The organism is Microbacterium awajiense (assembly GCF_039536545.1).
In the GTDB taxonomy this organism is placed as follows: Bacteria; Actinomycetota; Actinomycetes; order Actinomycetales; family Microbacteriaceae; genus Microbacterium; species Microbacterium awajiense.
The window spans coordinates 1,259,554-1,274,521 of the sequence record NZ_BAAAYU010000005.1; the positions used below are offsets into that span (position 1 = coordinate 1,259,554).

General features: G+C 69.3%; 13 protein-coding genes. 6 read left to right on the forward strand and 7 right to left on the reverse strand.

Translation table 11 applies throughout. From position 1 onward, the window contains the following. Positions 1 to 372 (forward strand): glycerate kinase (locus tag ABD663_RS12515; protein WP_344739031.1); only part of this gene is annotated, 372 nt, incomplete at its 5' end. 19 nt (positions 373 to 391) lie between these two features. Here ABD663_RS12515 and ABD663_RS12520 read toward each other — a convergent pair. Genes ABD663_RS12520 through ABD663_RS12535 form a run of 4 tightly spaced genes read right to left on the reverse strand, consistent with a single transcriptional unit; the run spans position 392 to position 4,805 of the window. After that, on the reverse strand, positions 392 to 1,435 hold the full coding sequence (locus ABD663_RS12520) for a LacI family DNA-binding transcriptional regulator (RefSeq protein WP_344739034.1): 1,044 nt from the start codon (positions 1,433 to 1,435) through the stop codon (positions 392 to 394). A gap of 57 nt (positions 1,436 to 1,492) precedes the next feature. Beyond that, positions 1,493 to 2,371, reverse strand: coding sequence for a sugar phosphate isomerase/epimerase family protein (locus ABD663_RS12525; protein ID WP_344739037.1), 879 nt, complete (start codon positions 2,369 to 2,371; stop codon positions 1,493 to 1,495). Then, positions 2,368 to 3,585, reverse strand: coding sequence for a DUF993 family protein (locus tag ABD663_RS12530; RefSeq protein ID WP_344739039.1), 1,218 nt, complete (start codon positions 3,583 to 3,585; stop codon positions 2,368 to 2,370). Before ABD663_RS12530 ends, ABD663_RS12525 begins: the two co-directional genes overlap by 4 nt. Before the next feature lie 14 nt (positions 3,586 to 3,599). Then, positions 3,600 to 4,805: a Gfo/Idh/MocA family protein gene (locus ABD663_RS12535; RefSeq protein WP_344739041.1), complete on the reverse strand. Its 1,206-nt coding sequence runs from the start codon at positions 4,803 to 4,805 to the stop codon at positions 3,600 to 3,602. Positions 4,806 to 5,162: 357 nt separating this feature from the next. On the opposite strand from ABD663_RS12535, the gene ABD663_RS12540 reads away from it, so the two are divergent. The 5 genes from ABD663_RS12540 to ABD663_RS12560 all read left to right on the forward strand — a co-directional run bounded on the left by ABD663_RS12540 (position 5,163) and on the right by ABD663_RS12560 (position 11,614). Further along, entirely contained in the window at positions 5,163 to 7,343 is a 2,181-nt protein-coding gene (locus ABD663_RS12540) for an alpha/beta hydrolase-fold protein (protein ID WP_344739043.1), read from the forward strand. A gap of 151 nt (positions 7,344 to 7,494) precedes the next feature. Continuing rightward, the gene (locus ABD663_RS12545; RefSeq protein ID WP_344739045.1) at positions 7,495 to 8,475 is read left to right on the forward strand and encodes a sugar phosphate isomerase/epimerase family protein; all 981 of its coding nucleotides are present in this window, start codon (positions 7,495 to 7,497) and stop codon (positions 8,473 to 8,475) included. After that, positions 8,472 to 10,199 carry a dihydroxyacetone kinase family protein gene (locus ABD663_RS12550; protein WP_344739047.1) on the forward strand — a complete coding sequence of 576 codons (1,728 nt, stop codon included), beginning with the start codon at positions 8,472 to 8,474 and terminating at the stop codon, positions 10,197 to 10,199. The genes ABD663_RS12545 and ABD663_RS12550 overlap by 4 nt, the downstream gene beginning before the upstream one ends. A 3-nt stretch (positions 10,200 to 10,202) precedes the next feature. Next, positions 10,203 to 10,664, forward strand: a complete 462-nt coding sequence (locus tag ABD663_RS12555; RefSeq protein WP_344739049.1) for a ribose-5-phosphate isomerase — start codon at positions 10,203 to 10,205, stop codon at positions 10,662 to 10,664. Then, a complete protein-coding gene (locus ABD663_RS12560) occupies positions 10,661 to 11,614 on the forward strand; it encodes a 3-hydroxyacyl-CoA dehydrogenase family protein (protein ID WP_344739051.1) in 954 nt (317 codons plus the stop codon). The genes ABD663_RS12555 and ABD663_RS12560 overlap by 4 nt, the downstream gene beginning before the upstream one ends. Before the next feature lie 68 nt (positions 11,615 to 11,682). Here ABD663_RS12560 and ABD663_RS12565 read toward each other — a convergent pair whose 3' ends face one another. The 3 genes from ABD663_RS12565 to ABD663_RS12575 all read right to left on the reverse strand — a co-directional run bounded on the left by ABD663_RS12565 (position 11,683) and on the right by ABD663_RS12575 (position 14,682). Continuing rightward, on the reverse strand, positions 11,683 to 13,146 hold the full coding sequence (locus tag ABD663_RS12565) for an alpha/beta hydrolase (RefSeq protein ID WP_344739053.1): 1,464 nt from the start codon (positions 13,144 to 13,146) through the stop codon (positions 11,683 to 11,685). Between the two features lie 29 nt (positions 13,147 to 13,175). Beyond that, a complete protein-coding gene (locus tag ABD663_RS12570) occupies positions 13,176 to 13,505 on the reverse strand; it encodes a hypothetical protein (protein ID WP_344739055.1) in 330 nt (109 codons plus the stop codon). Positions 13,506 to 13,650: 145 nt separating this feature from the next. Further along, positions 13,651 to 14,682, reverse strand: coding sequence for a LacI family DNA-binding transcriptional regulator (locus ABD663_RS12575; RefSeq protein ID WP_344739057.1), 1,032 nt, complete (start codon positions 14,680 to 14,682; stop codon positions 13,651 to 13,653). Positions 14,683 to 14,968 lie beyond the last annotated feature (286 nt).

Genomic DNA, 14,968 nt, shown 5'->3' on the forward strand with positions numbered 1-14,968 from the left:
GCCGGCGCCGGCCCCGCCGGCGGCGCCGGCTTCGGACTGCTCGCGTGGGGTGCGCAGCTGGTGCGCGGCTCGGCGGCCGTCGCCGACCTGATCGGGCTCGACGCGGCGATCGCCGGTGCCGACGTCGTCGTGACCGGCGAGGGCTCGTTCGACGGTCAGTCGGCGGGCGGCAAGGTGCCGGCGCACGTCGCTGCGGTCGCCGCAGCGGCCGCGATCCCCGCGCTCGTCGTGGCCGGACGGATCGCGCCGGACGCCGACACCGCGGCGTTCGCGGCGTCGCTCTCGCTGTCCGAACTCGCCGGGTCGGACGAGGGGGCGATGGCCGACCCTGCACGGTGGCTGCGCGAGGCGGGCGCGGCGCTCGCGGGCTGAGGCCTCGGCCTGTGGCGGGTCAGGCTCGGCCCGGGGTGCTGCCGCGCACGATGACCTCCACCGGCAGCGCCGAGGGTGCGGCGTGCCACTCGTCGGCCACGACCGCGTGGAGTGCGCGGGCCCCGATCTCCTCGAGGGGCACGCGCACGGTCGTCAGTCCCGGGCGGATGTCGCGGCCGGTCGCGACATCGTCGAAGCCGGCGACCGCGATGTCGGGTCCGACGCGTCGACCGGCCTCGCGCACGGCCGACATCGCGCCGATCGCGACCACGTCGCTCACACCGAAGAGCACGGTGCCGTCGGCGAGGCCCTGGTGGAGCAGCCGTGACGCCGTCTCATAGCCGGAGTCGCGCGTGAAGGCGCCGCGCTCGACGCGCGGAGGAGCCCCACCCGCTCGGACGAACCCCTCGGTGAATCCGGCGATGCGGTCGTCCGATGTACGCACACCCTCGGCAGCCCCGATCACGACGGCATCGCGATAGCCGAGGGCGCCGAGCCGCTCGCCCAGAGCCGCGGCGCCGGCCCGGTTGTCGAGCGGCACCGCGCGCAGCCCGCCGGCCTCGCCGTCGACGCGACCGAGGGCCACTACGCGTGCGCCGGTCGCGGCGAACGCGTCGAGCTCGCCGCGCAGGCCGGCCGAGTCCTCGGCGTCGGTGCGCGACGCCGCGAGGATCAGGCCGCGCGGACGCTGACCGCGCAGCGCGCGCACGAGGCGCACCTCGCGCTGCGGGTCGCGCTCGGTGATGCCGATCGTGACGACCAGGCCCGCGCCATCCGCCGCACGTGCGACGCCGGCGGCGATCTGGCCGAAGTAGGGGTCGGCGATGTCTGCGACCAGCAGTGCCACGATCGCCGCCGTCCCGCGTGCGGTGGCCTGTGCCGAGAGGTTGGCCGTGTAGCCGAGTTTGTCGGCGGCGGCCTGGACGCGCACGGCGTACGCTTCGGCGACCTTGCGCGTCGACCCGTTGAGCACGCGCGACGCGGTCGCCAGCGACACACCCGCTTCGCGTGCGACGTCGTGGAGGGTGATGGCCCCGCGGTTCGGGCTCGACGGTCCGCTCACAGGCCCGATTCTAGAGGCGTGGCAGGGCCACGCCCGGCGGCGGGAATCCCCATCTGGTCACGCCCGAACCGGATCGAGGTGGGGCGACACGGCGGCCGCGAAGCTCTCGGCGGTCTCGCGCACGATCGTGCCGGTGTCCTTCGCCCAGATGTCGGCGTTGAAGATCTCGACCTCGATGTCGCGGTCGTAGCCGCTCTCGACCACCGCGCGGGTCATGGGTCCGAAGTCGATCACGCCGTCGCCGGGGTAGTGGCGGCTCAGCAGCACGTCCGCGGGAAGCGGTGTCTTCCAATCGCACACCTGGTAGGTCGCGATGCGGCCCTCGCGGCCCGCGCGTTCGATGGCGCCGATCACATCGGGGTCCCACCAGATGTGAAAGGTGTCGACCGTCACGCCGACCACCGCGGGATCGAAGTCGGCCGCGATGTCGAGGGCCTGCCCGAGCGTCGAGACGACGCAGCGGTCGGACGCGTACATCGGATGCAGCGGCTCGATCGCCAGCTGCACGCCGGCAGCCGCGGCATCCGGCGCGAGTTCGCCGATCGCGTCGCGCACGCGCTCGCGGGCGCCGATCACGTCGCGGGAGCCGTCGGGCAGCCCCCCGGCGACGAGCACGAGCACCGGCTGCGAGCCGGGGGCGCCGGCGGCGGCGAGGGTCGCGGCCTCGTCGATCGCGACGCGATTGTCGTCGATCGACGCGCGTCGTGCGGGTCCTTCGGGCATGGTGAAGAAGCCCGAGCGGCAGTGGGTCGAGAAGCGCAGGCCCGAGTCGGCGAGCATGGCCGCGGCGGTGGCGAGGCCGACCTCCTGCACCGGCTCGCGCCACAGGCCGATCGCCTGCACGCCGGCCGCCGCGGTCGCGCGCAGCGCCTCGGCGAGGTCGGCGTACTTGACGGTGCCCTGGTTGATCGACACGCGGGGGTCGACGGCGGTCATGCGAGCACCCCCGGCACGTCGAGGCCGTTGTGACGCAGCATCCCGTGCCAGCGCACCGCGGCGAGCTCGGGCTTCTCGAGGGCGCCCGACGCGTTGGCGAGCTCGACGATGCGCGACAGGTGCGGCAGGCTGCGAGCGGAGTGCAGGCCGCCCACCATCTGGAACGCCGGCTGATGTCCGTTGAGCCACGACAGGAACGCGACGCCCGTCTTGTAGTAGAAGGTGGGCGCGGCGAAGATCTGCCGCGACAGCTCCTCGGTGGGGCCGAGGACTTCGAGGTAGCGCGCAGGGTCGCCGGCGTCGAGCGCCTGGATGGCGGCAGAGGCGACCGGAGCCAGCGCGGCGAACGCGCCCAGCAGCGCGTCGGAGTGCTGTCGCGGGGAGGAGGGATCGCGCTCGGGTTGCGCGGCATCCGGCACGGAGGCACCCCCGATCAGGCCCACGTAGTTGAAGTCGTCGCCGGTGAACATGCGCACGCCCTCGGGCAGGCGCTCGCGCACCGACACCTCGGATGCGGCGTCGAGCAGGCTCATCTTCACACCGGCCACCTTGTCGGTGTTCTCGCCGATGATCTCGAGCAGCACGTCGGATGCCGCCCGCCAGTCGGTCGCGCCGAAGTATCCCTCGAGCTCCGGGTCGAACGCCGTGCCGAGCCAATGCAGCACGACGGGGCCGCCGGCCGAGCCGAGCACCTCGCGGTAGACGCGGCGGTAGTCGTCGGCCGACTCGGCGACCCGCGCCAGGTGGCGCGACGCCATGAGCACCGGGCCGGCGCCCTGCTCCTCGGTGTAGTGCAGCTGCTCCTTGTAGGCGTCGATCACCCGGTCGATCGAGATGTGCGCGTCGTCGACGTGGTCGGTGTTGACGCCCACGACGACCGAACCGCCCTCGTCCCGTGCGACCTCGGCCGAGCGGGCGATGAGCTCGCGTGTGGCGGCGGCGTCCAGCCCCATGTTGCGCTGAGCGGTGTCCATCGCGTCGGCGACGCCCAGCCCCCAAGAGTAGACGGCGCGGCGGAAGTCGAGTGTGGCGTCCCAGTCGACATCGGCGGGCTGTCCGGGGGTGTTGTCGGCGGCGATCTTGGGGACGACGTGCGCGGCGGCGTACGCGACGCGGCTGCGCAGCGGTCCGTCCGGTTTCGTGTACCCGGCGGCTTCGACGAGGCCGACCTGCGAGGTCGCCCCGTCGACGCCGAGGAGGGTGAGGTGCGGCATTGCGTGCTCTCCGATCAGCCGAGCTCGAGCGCGGGCAGCTCGACCTTGCGGCCCTCGCGGCTGGACTGCAGACCGGCTTCGGCCAGCAGCACGCCGCGAGCGCCCGCGAGCAGGTCGTACTCGTAGTCGGTGCCGAGCACGTACGACGCGAGGAACTCCTCCCACTGCTGGCGGAAGCCGTTCATGAACACGTCGTTCGTGGGCACTTCGGCCCAATCGTCGTCATAGTCGTGGTCGTCGGCGAGGTCGGGGTTCCACACCGGCTTCGGGGTGGCGTTGCGGTGCTGGATCTTCGCGCCGAACAGGCCGACCACGGCCGACCCGTGCGTGCCGTCGACGTGGAACTCGACGAGCTCGTCGCGGTTGACGCGCACGGTCCACGAGGAGTTGATCTGGGCGACCACGTCGTTCTCGAGCTCGAAGATGCCGTACGCGGCGTCTTCGGCGGTCGCGGTGTAGTGCTCGCCCTGCTCGTCCCAGCGGTCGGCGATGTGCACGGATGCCTGTGCGTACACCGTCTTCACGCCGCCGAACAGGTTCTCGAGGATGTAGTTCCAGTGCGGGAACATGTCGACGATGATGCCGCCGCCGTCCTCGGCGCGGTAGTTCCAGCTGGGGCGCTGCGCGGGCTGCCAGTCGCCCTCGAACACCCAGTAGCCGAACTCGCCGCGCACCGAGAGGATGCGGCCGAAGAAGCCCGAGTCGATGAGGCGCTTGAGCTTCTGCAGGCCCGGCAGGTAGAGCTTGTCGTGCACGACGCCGGTCTTCACGCCGGCTTCGGCGGCGAGCTTCGCGAGCTCGAGCGCCTCGTCGGCGGTCTCTGCGGTGGGCTTCTCGGTGTAGATCGTCTTGCCGGCGGCGATCGCCTTGCGCAGTGCCGTCGCGCGCGCCTTGGTGACGAGGAAGTCGGCGTAGATCTCCCAGCGGGGATCGGCGAGCGCCGCGTCGAGGTCGGTTGTGTAGTCGTCGATGCCGTGACGGGCGGCCAGTTCGGCGAGCTTGGCCGCGCTGCGGCCGACCAGCAGCGGCTTGACGGTGACCTTCGTGCCGTCGGGCAGCTCGATGCCGCCCTGCTCGCGGATCGCGAGGATCGAGCGGACCAGGTGCTGGCGGTAGCCCATGCGGCCCGAGACGCCGTTCATGATGATGCCGATCTCGCGTACCTCGGGCAGGGTGTCGGATGCGGCGGCGGTCGCGGGTGCGATGGTCGTGTCGGTCATGAGGTCCTTCTCCTGATACAGCTGGTAAACGCTTTCCACATCTTCACACATCGAATCCGTCCGGCGCAACATCACCGTCGCGCGTTCAAGGTCTGAACGGAATGTACAACGTTGGAATTGACCCTTGACCTGTACTCCGTTCTCGCGCAACATGGGGCGTGACGGGATTTACGACGTTGTAAACCGACACGGAGCTTCGTCGGGGGTCACGTCGAGACGCGCGCCGGAGCTGCTCGATCGGCTCAGGTGACGCTCTCGCACAACGCGATGCGGGATGTATACGAGAGGAAATCAAAGGTGATTGTGACAGAACAGAGGCGGGGCAGCGAGAAGCGCTCCCGCCGAGCATGGGTGGCGTTGGCCACCGCTGCGGCGATGGGGGCATCCACGCTCCTCGTGGCGCAGCCGGCCGCGGCCGAGGAAGACCCGTGGGTGTCCGAGGTCGACAACGTCGTCTCGGATGTGTACCGCTTCGCCGTGCCCGACGCGGCGATCGAACCGGAGACCGGCGTCGACCCGTCGGTCGTGGCCGTCGAAGGCAACTTCGGTCCCGGGAAGACCTGGACGAACCTGAACATGGGCTCCGGCAGCACGTGGACCTCGACGATCGGCCCGCTCGAGCCCGGTCTTTACTACTACGAGTACACCGCCCGGCCCTCGTGGAGCGAGGACAAGGTGGCGTTCCGCAACCCCGCCAGCCCGCAAGAGGTCACGTCCAAGCCCACGTGGAACACGCTGTTCGTCGACGGTCCCGGAGCCGAGTGGCTCGCGGACGTCGAGGGCGGCGGCAGCCTCGAGGAGTTCAGCTACGACAGCGCCGTCACGGGCGCCGAGCGCTCGGCGCTCGTGTGGACGCCTCCGGGCTACGACGAGGACCGCGCCAAGGCGTACCCGGTGCTCTACCTTCTTCAGGACGAAGGGCAGAGCTACCGCGAGTGGGCGGAGCTCGGTCGACTGCAGCAGATCCTCGACAACCTGACGCTCGACGGCGACGCCGTGCAGATGGTCGTCGTGATGGCCGACGGAGAGGTCGACGACATCAGCCGCGAACTGGTCAAGAACCTGCTTCCGGCCGCCGAGGACGCGTTCAACGTCTCGAGCGACGGCGAGGACCGCGCGATCGCCGGTATCGGTCGCGGAGCCGAGCAGGCGCTCAGCCTTCTCGTCAGCGACACCAAGGCGTTCGCCAACGTCGGTTCGTTCTCGACCGATGCCGCGGATGACCTCGGCAACGGTGCGGGCAAGATCAGCAACGGGAAGGCGAAGCAGATCAACCGCGCGACCGATCTCGTCCGGCTGTACGTCGGCAACGTTACCGACCCGAACTACAACGCGACGGTCGATCTGGCCGACAAGCTCGCTGCCGCCGACGTCGAGTTCCAGTCGGACGGCTCCGACCCCGAGACCGGCGGCACGTGGGACACGTGGCAGAAGAGCCTGCACGACTTCGCGCAGCGCGTCTTCCAGGCGTCGGGCGACACCGGACCGAGTGAGGGCCACCTCGCGCTCGAGCCGCACTCGTTCCCCGAGTCGGGCTTCACGCCGACCCCGTTCATCGACGAGAACAGCGTGGTCACCTTCGAGACCGGCACCGAGTTCGCCGACGCGAACAACGTGACGGTGTGGGGCAACTTCGGTCCTGCCGGCAGCTGGCCGCGCACGCCGATGACGCTGCAGGATGACGGCCGCTGGCGCCTGAGCATGCCGGTGGAGGCGGGCTCGTACTACTACAAGTTCGTCGTCGAGGGCTCGGACCACAAGGACGAGACCAACCCCACCACCGTGCTCTCCGAGCCGAACTGGAGCACCTTCCAGGTTCCCGGTGACGAGACGCTCCGCGGTGAGTTCACCACCCCGGTGGCGCCTGAGGACCGCGGCAACGTCGAGATCATGAACTACACGAGCAGTGCGAACGGCAACCCCGAGCGCTCGGCGTACGTGTGGACGCCGCCGGACTACGACGCTGATCGCGCCGAGCCGTACAACGTCTTCTACCTCCAGCACGGTGGCGGACAGACGTGGACGGACTGGATCGAGGTGGGCTTCGCCGCCGAGATCCTGGACAACCACTACGCCCAGGGCAACATCGAGCCGATGGTGGTCGTGATGGCCAACGGCAACGGCGTGAACTTCCCGACGGAGATCACCCAGCGCATCACCGTGGCCGCCGAGGCGCATTACAACGTCAGCAGTGACGGTGAGGACCGGGCTCTCGCGGGCCTGTCGATGGGATCCGGGCACACCCTCAGCACGCTGTGGGCGTACCCCGGTGAGTTCGCGTACATCGGAGCGATGTCGGCCTTCGGCAGCGTCCCCGGCAGCGCGGACGTCCAGGCCATCAACGACGGCACCGAGCTCCTGCGCGTCTACTCCGGTGACGTCCAGGACTTCACCTACGGTGCGACGCTCAGCCTGATCAGCAGCATGACGAACCGCGGGGTGGAGCACGAGTTCGCTCCGATCATCCCCGGTCCGCACAGCTGGGACGTCTGGCAGAAGTCGCTGATCGACTTCCTGCCGAGGCTCTTCCAGGGCTGATCACCCACCCGGTCGTCCTGACGTGATGACCGACAGTGAGGGCGAGGACATCGCGTTCTCGCCCTCACGCTCGTGCGTTCGGTCGTGTAACGTCGACTTCGGATATGCAACGTTGTAATTCGCGGTTCACCAGCAGTCAGAGGAGACATTCGTGAGCACACCCGAAGCGTGGCCCATCGCGTCGGCCATGCTGTCGCTCGGCAACGCGGACCCGGAGGCGGGGGTCGCACAACCTCTGCGCGACAGATGGCTCGCCGACCTCACGGAGGTGCGCGGCGCGGGGTTCGACCGCGTAGACCTCACGGACTCGTGGCTGCACTACGGCGATCTCTCCGCCGGGCAGCTCGCCGATCTGCGCGCGTGCCTCGACGAGGCGGCACTGTCCGCCGTGTCGATGTCCGCGATCCGCCGCAGCGTGATCGATGCGGATGCCGGCGACGCCCACCTCGCGTACCTTCATCGCTGCATCGACGCGGCCGCGGAACTGGGGGTTGGGGTCGTGTCGGCCGGACTGCACCGGGCGCTCACGGACGAGCAGCGGGAGCGGCTGTGGTTCTGGACCGCGGTCGGCCACGTCGACGACCCCGAGGACGCCGAAGCCTGGCGGCGGGCGGTGTCGCGGTTCCGGGAACTCGGCGCGCACGCCGAGAACGTCGGGCTGCTCCTCTCGCTCGAGCTGTACGAGGACACGTACCTGGGCTCCGCATCCTCGGCGGTGCGGCTTGTGGAGGAGATCGGCTCGGACGCGGTCGGCCTCAACCCCGACATCGGGAATCTGATCCGCCTGCCGCGTCCCGTCGAGCACTGGCGGGAACTCATCGAACAGACCGCGCCCTACGCCAATTTCTGGCATGTGAAGAACTACGCGCGCTACGAGGATCCCTCCACGGGGCTCTACAGCGCGGTGCCCGCGTACCTCGAGTCGGGAGTGATCGACTACCGCACGTGCATCAAGGTGATGGCGCAGGCGGGGTTCGACGGTGTCGTGTGCGTCGAGCACTACGGCGGCGACGGGTTGAGCATGAGCGCGGCCAACCGCGACTATCTGCATGATCGCGTGCTGCCGGCGGCACGCGGCATCGAAGGCACCAGCCGCGTGCGTCAGATGTCGTCGACGGCGGGGGCGGCATGACCCGCATCATCGCCGACCCCGAGACCTTCGTCCCCGACGCGCTGCGCGGGTTCGCGCTCGCCCATCAGGGCGAGGTGCGACTGGTGTACGGCGGAGTCGTGCGCGCTCAGCCCCTGCCCGCGGGTCGCACCGCCGTGCTCGTCGGCGGGGGGTCCGGTCACTATCCGGCCTTCGCCGGCTACGTCGGACAGGGAATGGCTGCGGGTGCGATCTGCGGCAACGTCTTCACGTCGCCCTCGACAGGCCAGGCGCTGCGCGTCGCCGAGGCCGCCGATGCGGGTGGGGGCGTCCTGTTCACCTTCGGTCAGTACGCCGGCGACGTCATCCACTTCGGCGAAGCGCAGCGTCGCCTGCGCGAACGCGGCGTCGACGCCCGCACCGTGCTCATCACCGACGACGTCGCCAGCGCCCCCGTCGGGGAGGAGGACCGGCGCCGTGGGATCGCCGGGATCGTGTGCGTCTTCCACATCGCCGGCGCCTCCGCGGAGCGCGGAGACGGAATCCATGACGTCGAGCGCCTCGCCCGACGTGCCAACGAGCGCACGCGCAGCCATGGCGTGGCCTTCGCGGGGTGCACGCTGCCGGGTGCGGAGCATCCGCTCTTCGACGTACCCGATGGCGCGATGTCGGTGGGTCTGGGGATCCACGGCGAGCCGGGAGTCCGCGATGTGCCGATCGAGGACGCATCCCGCCTCGCTCAGACTCTTCTGGCGCCGCTGCTGGAGGAGCGACCCGAGGGGGCCGACCGGGCCGTCGTGCTGCTCAACGGGCTGGGCACGGTCAAGTACGAGGAGCTGTTCGTGCTGTTCGGCCACGTCTGTGATCTGCTCGAGGAGAACGGAGTGACCGTCGTCGAGCCCGTGTGCGGCGAGCTGGTGACCAGCCTCGACATGGGCGGGGTGTCGCTGACGACCATGTGGCTCGATGACGAGCTCGAGGAGCTCTGGCGCTCCGCCGCGTCGGCGCCCGCCTTCCGCAAGGGCACCGTGACCCCGTCCGCAGCGGAGGCGGAGAAGCCGGCTGCCGGACGGCGGCCGCCGGCACGCCCGATCACCCTGTCGTCTCGTCCGCCGGCTTCGGAGGCGTCGCGGTCGGCTGCAGCTGTCGCGCGTGAGCTGCTCGCCGTCGCGCGGGAGGCGATCTCCGTCGAAGCGGAGCGGCTCGGCGACCTGGATGCGATCGCCGGCGACGGCGACCACGGAGTGGGGATGCTCCGGGGTCTGACCGCCGCATCCGACGCCGCCGGGCGCGCCGACGCTGAGGCCGGCGTGGACACCGTGCTCGAAGCCGCCGGAGATGCCTGGGCCGAGACGGCCGGCGGCACCTCCGGTGCCCTCTGGGGCGGCGCGCTCGTCTCGCTCGGCGCATCGCTGGCGGCAGCGCCGGATCTCGACGCCGAGCATGTCGGCGCCGCGATCCGCGCCGCCCGGGAGCGCATCGAATCGCTCGGCGGCGCTCAGCCCGGCGACAAGACCATGCTCGACGCGATCGCGCCTTTCGAGTCGGCGTTCGCACGCGCCGCCGGTGACGGCGGAGACGTCCGCCGTGCACTGTCCGCCGGCGCCGCGGCCGCGCGCCAGGCCGCGGATGCCACCGCCGACCTCTCGCCGCGTCGCGGCCGGGCTCGCCCCCTTGCAGAACGGAGCGTCGGTCACCCGGACCCGGGAGCGGTCTCGTTCACCGTCGTGGTGGACGCGGTCGAACGACGCATGAGACAGGAGTGATCCATGGGTTGGAGGATCGTGGTCGGCGCAGATGACGCCGGCAGAGAGTACAAGGACGCGCTGAAGGCGCTGCTGGAGGAGGACGCGCGTGTCGACGCGGTGACCGATGTCGGTGTCGGACCCGACGACACCACCCCCTATCCGAGCGTGGCCGTGCGCGCCGCCGAACTGGTCGCTGCACAGGACGCCGATCGTGCGCTGCTGGTGTGCGGCACCGGGCTCGGCGTGGCGATCGCCGCGAACAAGGTGCCGGGTGTTCGGGCGGTCACGGCCCACGACTCGTACTCCGTCGAGCGTTCGGTCCTCTCGAACAACGCGCAGGTTCTGACGCTGGGCGCGCGTGTGATCGGTCCGGAGCTGGCGAAGAAGCTCGTCACCGAGTGGCTCGGATACCGCTTCGACCCCGGCTCGGCGTCGGCACGGAAAGTGGAGCTCATCGACGATTACGAGAGCGGTGCACGATGATCTCCCGCGTGGCGGTGGTCGGATCCGGCTACATGGGGGGAGGCATTGCGCAGGTGATCGCGCTATCGGGTCGCGATGTCGTGATCGCCGACGTGAGCGCGGAGGTCACCGAGGCCAATCGGGAGCGTCTCCGCAAGGAGGCGCACGACTTCGAGGAACGCAGACTGTTCCCGCCCGGGGCCGCCGAGGCGGTGCGTGAGCGCATCACTGCGGCGGCGTCGATCGAAGAGGCGGTCGCCGAGGTCGACCTCGTCGAGGAGGCGGTGCCCGAGATCGTCGAGATCAAGCACGACACCCTCCGACGCATCGCCGCCGCTGCGAGACCGGAAACGCTGATCGGCAGCAACACGTCGACGATCAGCATCGCCGTGCTCGCCGAAGCCCTGCCCGACGCCCGTCGATTCCTGGGCATCCACTTCAGTAATCCGGCCACATTCATCCCGGGAGTGGAGGTCATCCCTCATGCGGGGACCGACCCCGACGCCGTCAGGCAGGTCGTGGAGCTGCTCGACGACTGCGGCAAGACCGGGGTGACGATCACCGACGTGACCGGCTTCGTGCTCAACCGGCTGCAGTACGCACTCTTCAGCGAAGCGGCCCGGCTCGTGGAGGAGGGCGTCGCGTCGGCGGAGTCGGTCGATCGCATCGCGCGTACGACCTTCGGGTTCCGGCTGCCGTTCTTCGGGCCTTTCGCCATCGCCGACATCGCGGGGCTCGACGTGTACGACTTCTGCTACCGGTCGCTCGGTGCCGAGTATCCGGAGCGCTTCGCGGCCCCCGACATTCTCACCGAGCGCGTCGCCGAAGGCGCCCTCGGGGTCAAGAGCGGACGCGGGTTCCTCGCGACCTCGCCCGAACGCACCGCGGAGCTGGTGGCGTACCGCGACCGGGCGTACGCCGCGATGACGGCCCTCCTCGCCGAGATCGGCCCCGCCCCGGTCGACTACTGACCGACGAGCCCTCCGGCGGATGCAGCATCCTCCGGAGGGCTCGTCGCGTCAGAGCGCCGTTCGGCTCGTCAGGAGGTGATGTTGAGCACCGCTTCCTGGGCTGCCGTCGTCAGCGCGGCTGCCTGCGCGGCGGTCAGCTTCCCCTCGGCCAGGAGCGACGCGACCTGGCCCGTGAAGTCGGACGAGAGCAATGCCACCGCTTCGGCGGTCTTCCCCTTGTCCAGCAGCTTGTCGGCCTGATCGATCTTCACGGTCAGCGCGTTCTTCACCCCGCCGTTGACGCCCAGGGCGGCGACAGCGTCCTCGAGTCCGGAGAGCTGCTCGGTCACGGTGACATCTCGGACCGAGATCGTGACGGTCTTGGTCGACGACAGGCTGTAGGACTCGTCGCCATCGCTCGCGGTGAACGTCACCGTGTAGTCGCCGGACTGGGTGTAGTCGGGCGTCCACGCGAACTGCTGCGTCGCGGGGTCGAAGGTCGCGCCCGCCGGCAGGCCCGACGCGCTGTACGTGATCGCGTCGCCGTCGGGATCCGTCGCCTCGACGCCGAACTCCAGAGTTCGGTTCTCGTCCACCGTCTGCGTCTCACCGCCGGTGGTGAACACCGGGGCTCCGTTGACGAAGGCTCCTCGCTGCCACAGGAAGTCCTTCGCGAAGATCGCGAAGAGCTGAGGCCAGGCGTTGAAGTCGTGTCCGCCCGCGATGAGCGAGTACTTGTAGTTGACCTTGCCGTCGAGCGCCGCGAGCTGCGAGGCCGTCGGGCACAGGTTGAGGTTGTCCCACACCCCGCATCCGATGTGCACATACGCCTGGTCGAGGTTCGGCGTGTTGACGTTCACGCCGGCACGGAAGCTCCAGATGCCGTAGTAGCCGAACCGCAGCGGGTTGTTGTTGATGATGGCGGTGGTGGTCGATGCCCCCATCGACAGGCCCGCGAACGCACGGTCCATCCGGTCGGTCGACACGTTGTAGTTGTTCTCGACGAAGGGGACGATGGTCGTCGTCAGGTTGCTGGACGCGTTGCCGCCCAGGTACTGCGAATTCGTCGTCACGACGACGGCGGGTTCGGTGAGGCCGTCCTGGAGCAGGTTGTCCATGATGATCGGGACGCTGCCGATGTTGAGCCAGTCGGACTGGTCCTGACCGCTGCCATGCTGGAGATAGATCGTCTTGTACGGCTTCTCACGGTCGGGGTCGTAGCCCGGGGGCAGGTAGACGCCGAGTGTGCGGGTAGCCGCGCCGATCTGGATCGGCACGTAGCTCCAGGTGCCCTTGGCCGTGTCGGGCCGAGGGTTCGCGATCACGCGCTCGGCGAGGGGCGCGTAGTTCTGCTTCTCCGCGTCGTACGGCACGTATACGGCATTGAAGGCCCGGCGCGCGTTGCCGGTGAGACCGTCCGGCGCGTAGATGGGCGGGTTCGCGGGGTCGACGATCCACGCCTGCGTGTTGTTGTTGACGTAGAACCAGTACTGGTTGACGACGGCGGCGAGCGGTACATCGTGCACCCAGTAGCCATCACCGACGTTCGTCATCTGGACGTCGTACGCGCCAGCCCCTCTCATCAGGCCCGGGCGGTACTCGGACGGCTGGTACACCCGCGTCGCGGAAGGGTTCTCCCAATCTTCAAGAGGATGTCGGCGACGAAGCGCACGCTCGTCGCGGTCGGGTTGTAGTACACGAAGTGTCCCGTGTAGCCCGTAGGCGAATTCGGGTCCTCGACGATCGTCGGACCGGGCGTGAGATCTACCTCATCGGCCTGGGCCACGGCGGGCACGGTGCCGACGGCGAGCACGAACGCGAGACCCACCGCTGCAGCCGACTTCCACAGTCGCCGCGGGGCGGCCCCGGTGATCTCGTCGCGTGCTTCGCGACGGGTGAACAGACCATTCATCACTTTTCCTCCTCGAACAGCCGTCGAGCGTTCAGGGCCGCTCGCCGAGGTCAGAGTCGAGCACGCTTCATCACGTTGTAAATAGCGAGTTTGCAACGTTGTGAACCGCGCGCGATGGTGGGTTCCGCCGATCCGCGGGAGTGCCCTATTCGCCCTCGATCGTCGGGAAGCCCGTCGACTCTCGCTTGACGATGCGGAACTCCGGTTTGACGGTCTCGGGCGGTCGCCGATCGGCGGTCTTCTCGCTGATGCGTTCGATCAGCCGGTCCACTGCGAGGACGGCGATCTCCTCCCGCCCCGGGTCGACGGTCGTCATCGACGGTACGGAGTAGTTGCTCTCATCGATGTTGTCGAAGCCGATGACCGCGACGTCGTCGGGCACGCGCAGGTTCTCCTCGCCGAGGGCGCGCAGCACGCCGAGTCCCAGTGTGTCGCTGAGCGCGAAGACGGCGTCGAACTCGACGCCGTCACGCACGAGGAGATGCGCGGCTTCGGCTCCGCCGGCTCTGTTCCACCGCGACATCTCTGTCGTGCGCACCAGCGCGGGATCCATCTCGATGCCCGCTTCTTCGAGGGCGCGCATATAGCCCTTCAGACGCAGGCTGGCCGAACTGGTCTCGTCGATGCCGTTCAGATCAGCGCCCACCAAGGCGATCCGTCGACGACCGATCTCGAGGAGATGCTGCACAGCGGCTTGGGCCGACGACATGTTGTGCATGGTGACGTGATCGGTCGGTCCGTCGAAGATGCGCTCTCCGAGCAGAACCAGGGGGCCGTCGATGGCGAGCGCCCCGGCGTCTTCCTGACCGAGACTGACCGGGCTGAACAGCAGCCCGTCGAGGAAGCGCGGGCGGCTCGTCGAGACGGCGAGGAGCTCCTTGTCGCGCTGACCGCCGGTCTGCTCGACGATGACGCCCAAGCCGCGCGCCTCGGCCGCGCGGATCACCGAGTCGGCCAGCTCGGCGAAATAGTTCTCGCGCAGCGAGGGGACGGCGAGTCCGATGACGCCGGTGCGACCGGATCGCAGCCCGCGCGCGGAGAGGTTGGGCCGGTAGTCGAGCTGCTCGATCGCCTCGATGACGCGGTCTCGCGTGCCCGGTCGGACGTGAGGATAGTCGTTGATGACGTTGGAGACGGTTTTTATCGAGACGCCCGCGACGCGGGCGACATCGTGCATCGTCGGTCCCATCAACCCTCCCGTCTCCCCGTCTGACGTTCTACGTACTCTACTGCGCTCCGGTCGCCGCGACCGGCGGCAGGCGGGTCGGTGAGGGAGCGATGCTCGAAGCATATGCAACGTTGGAGAGAGTTGCGGGGTCGGGGTCGGGTCTCGTCTCAGCTCCGCTGCGGACGGCGACCACCCGAACTTTCGCTCGGGATACGGGAAAGTTCCGATTGTCTCTTGACACCCGACCACACCGGTGCAAAAGTGTCTACAACGTTGCTCTACAACGTTGTAGACC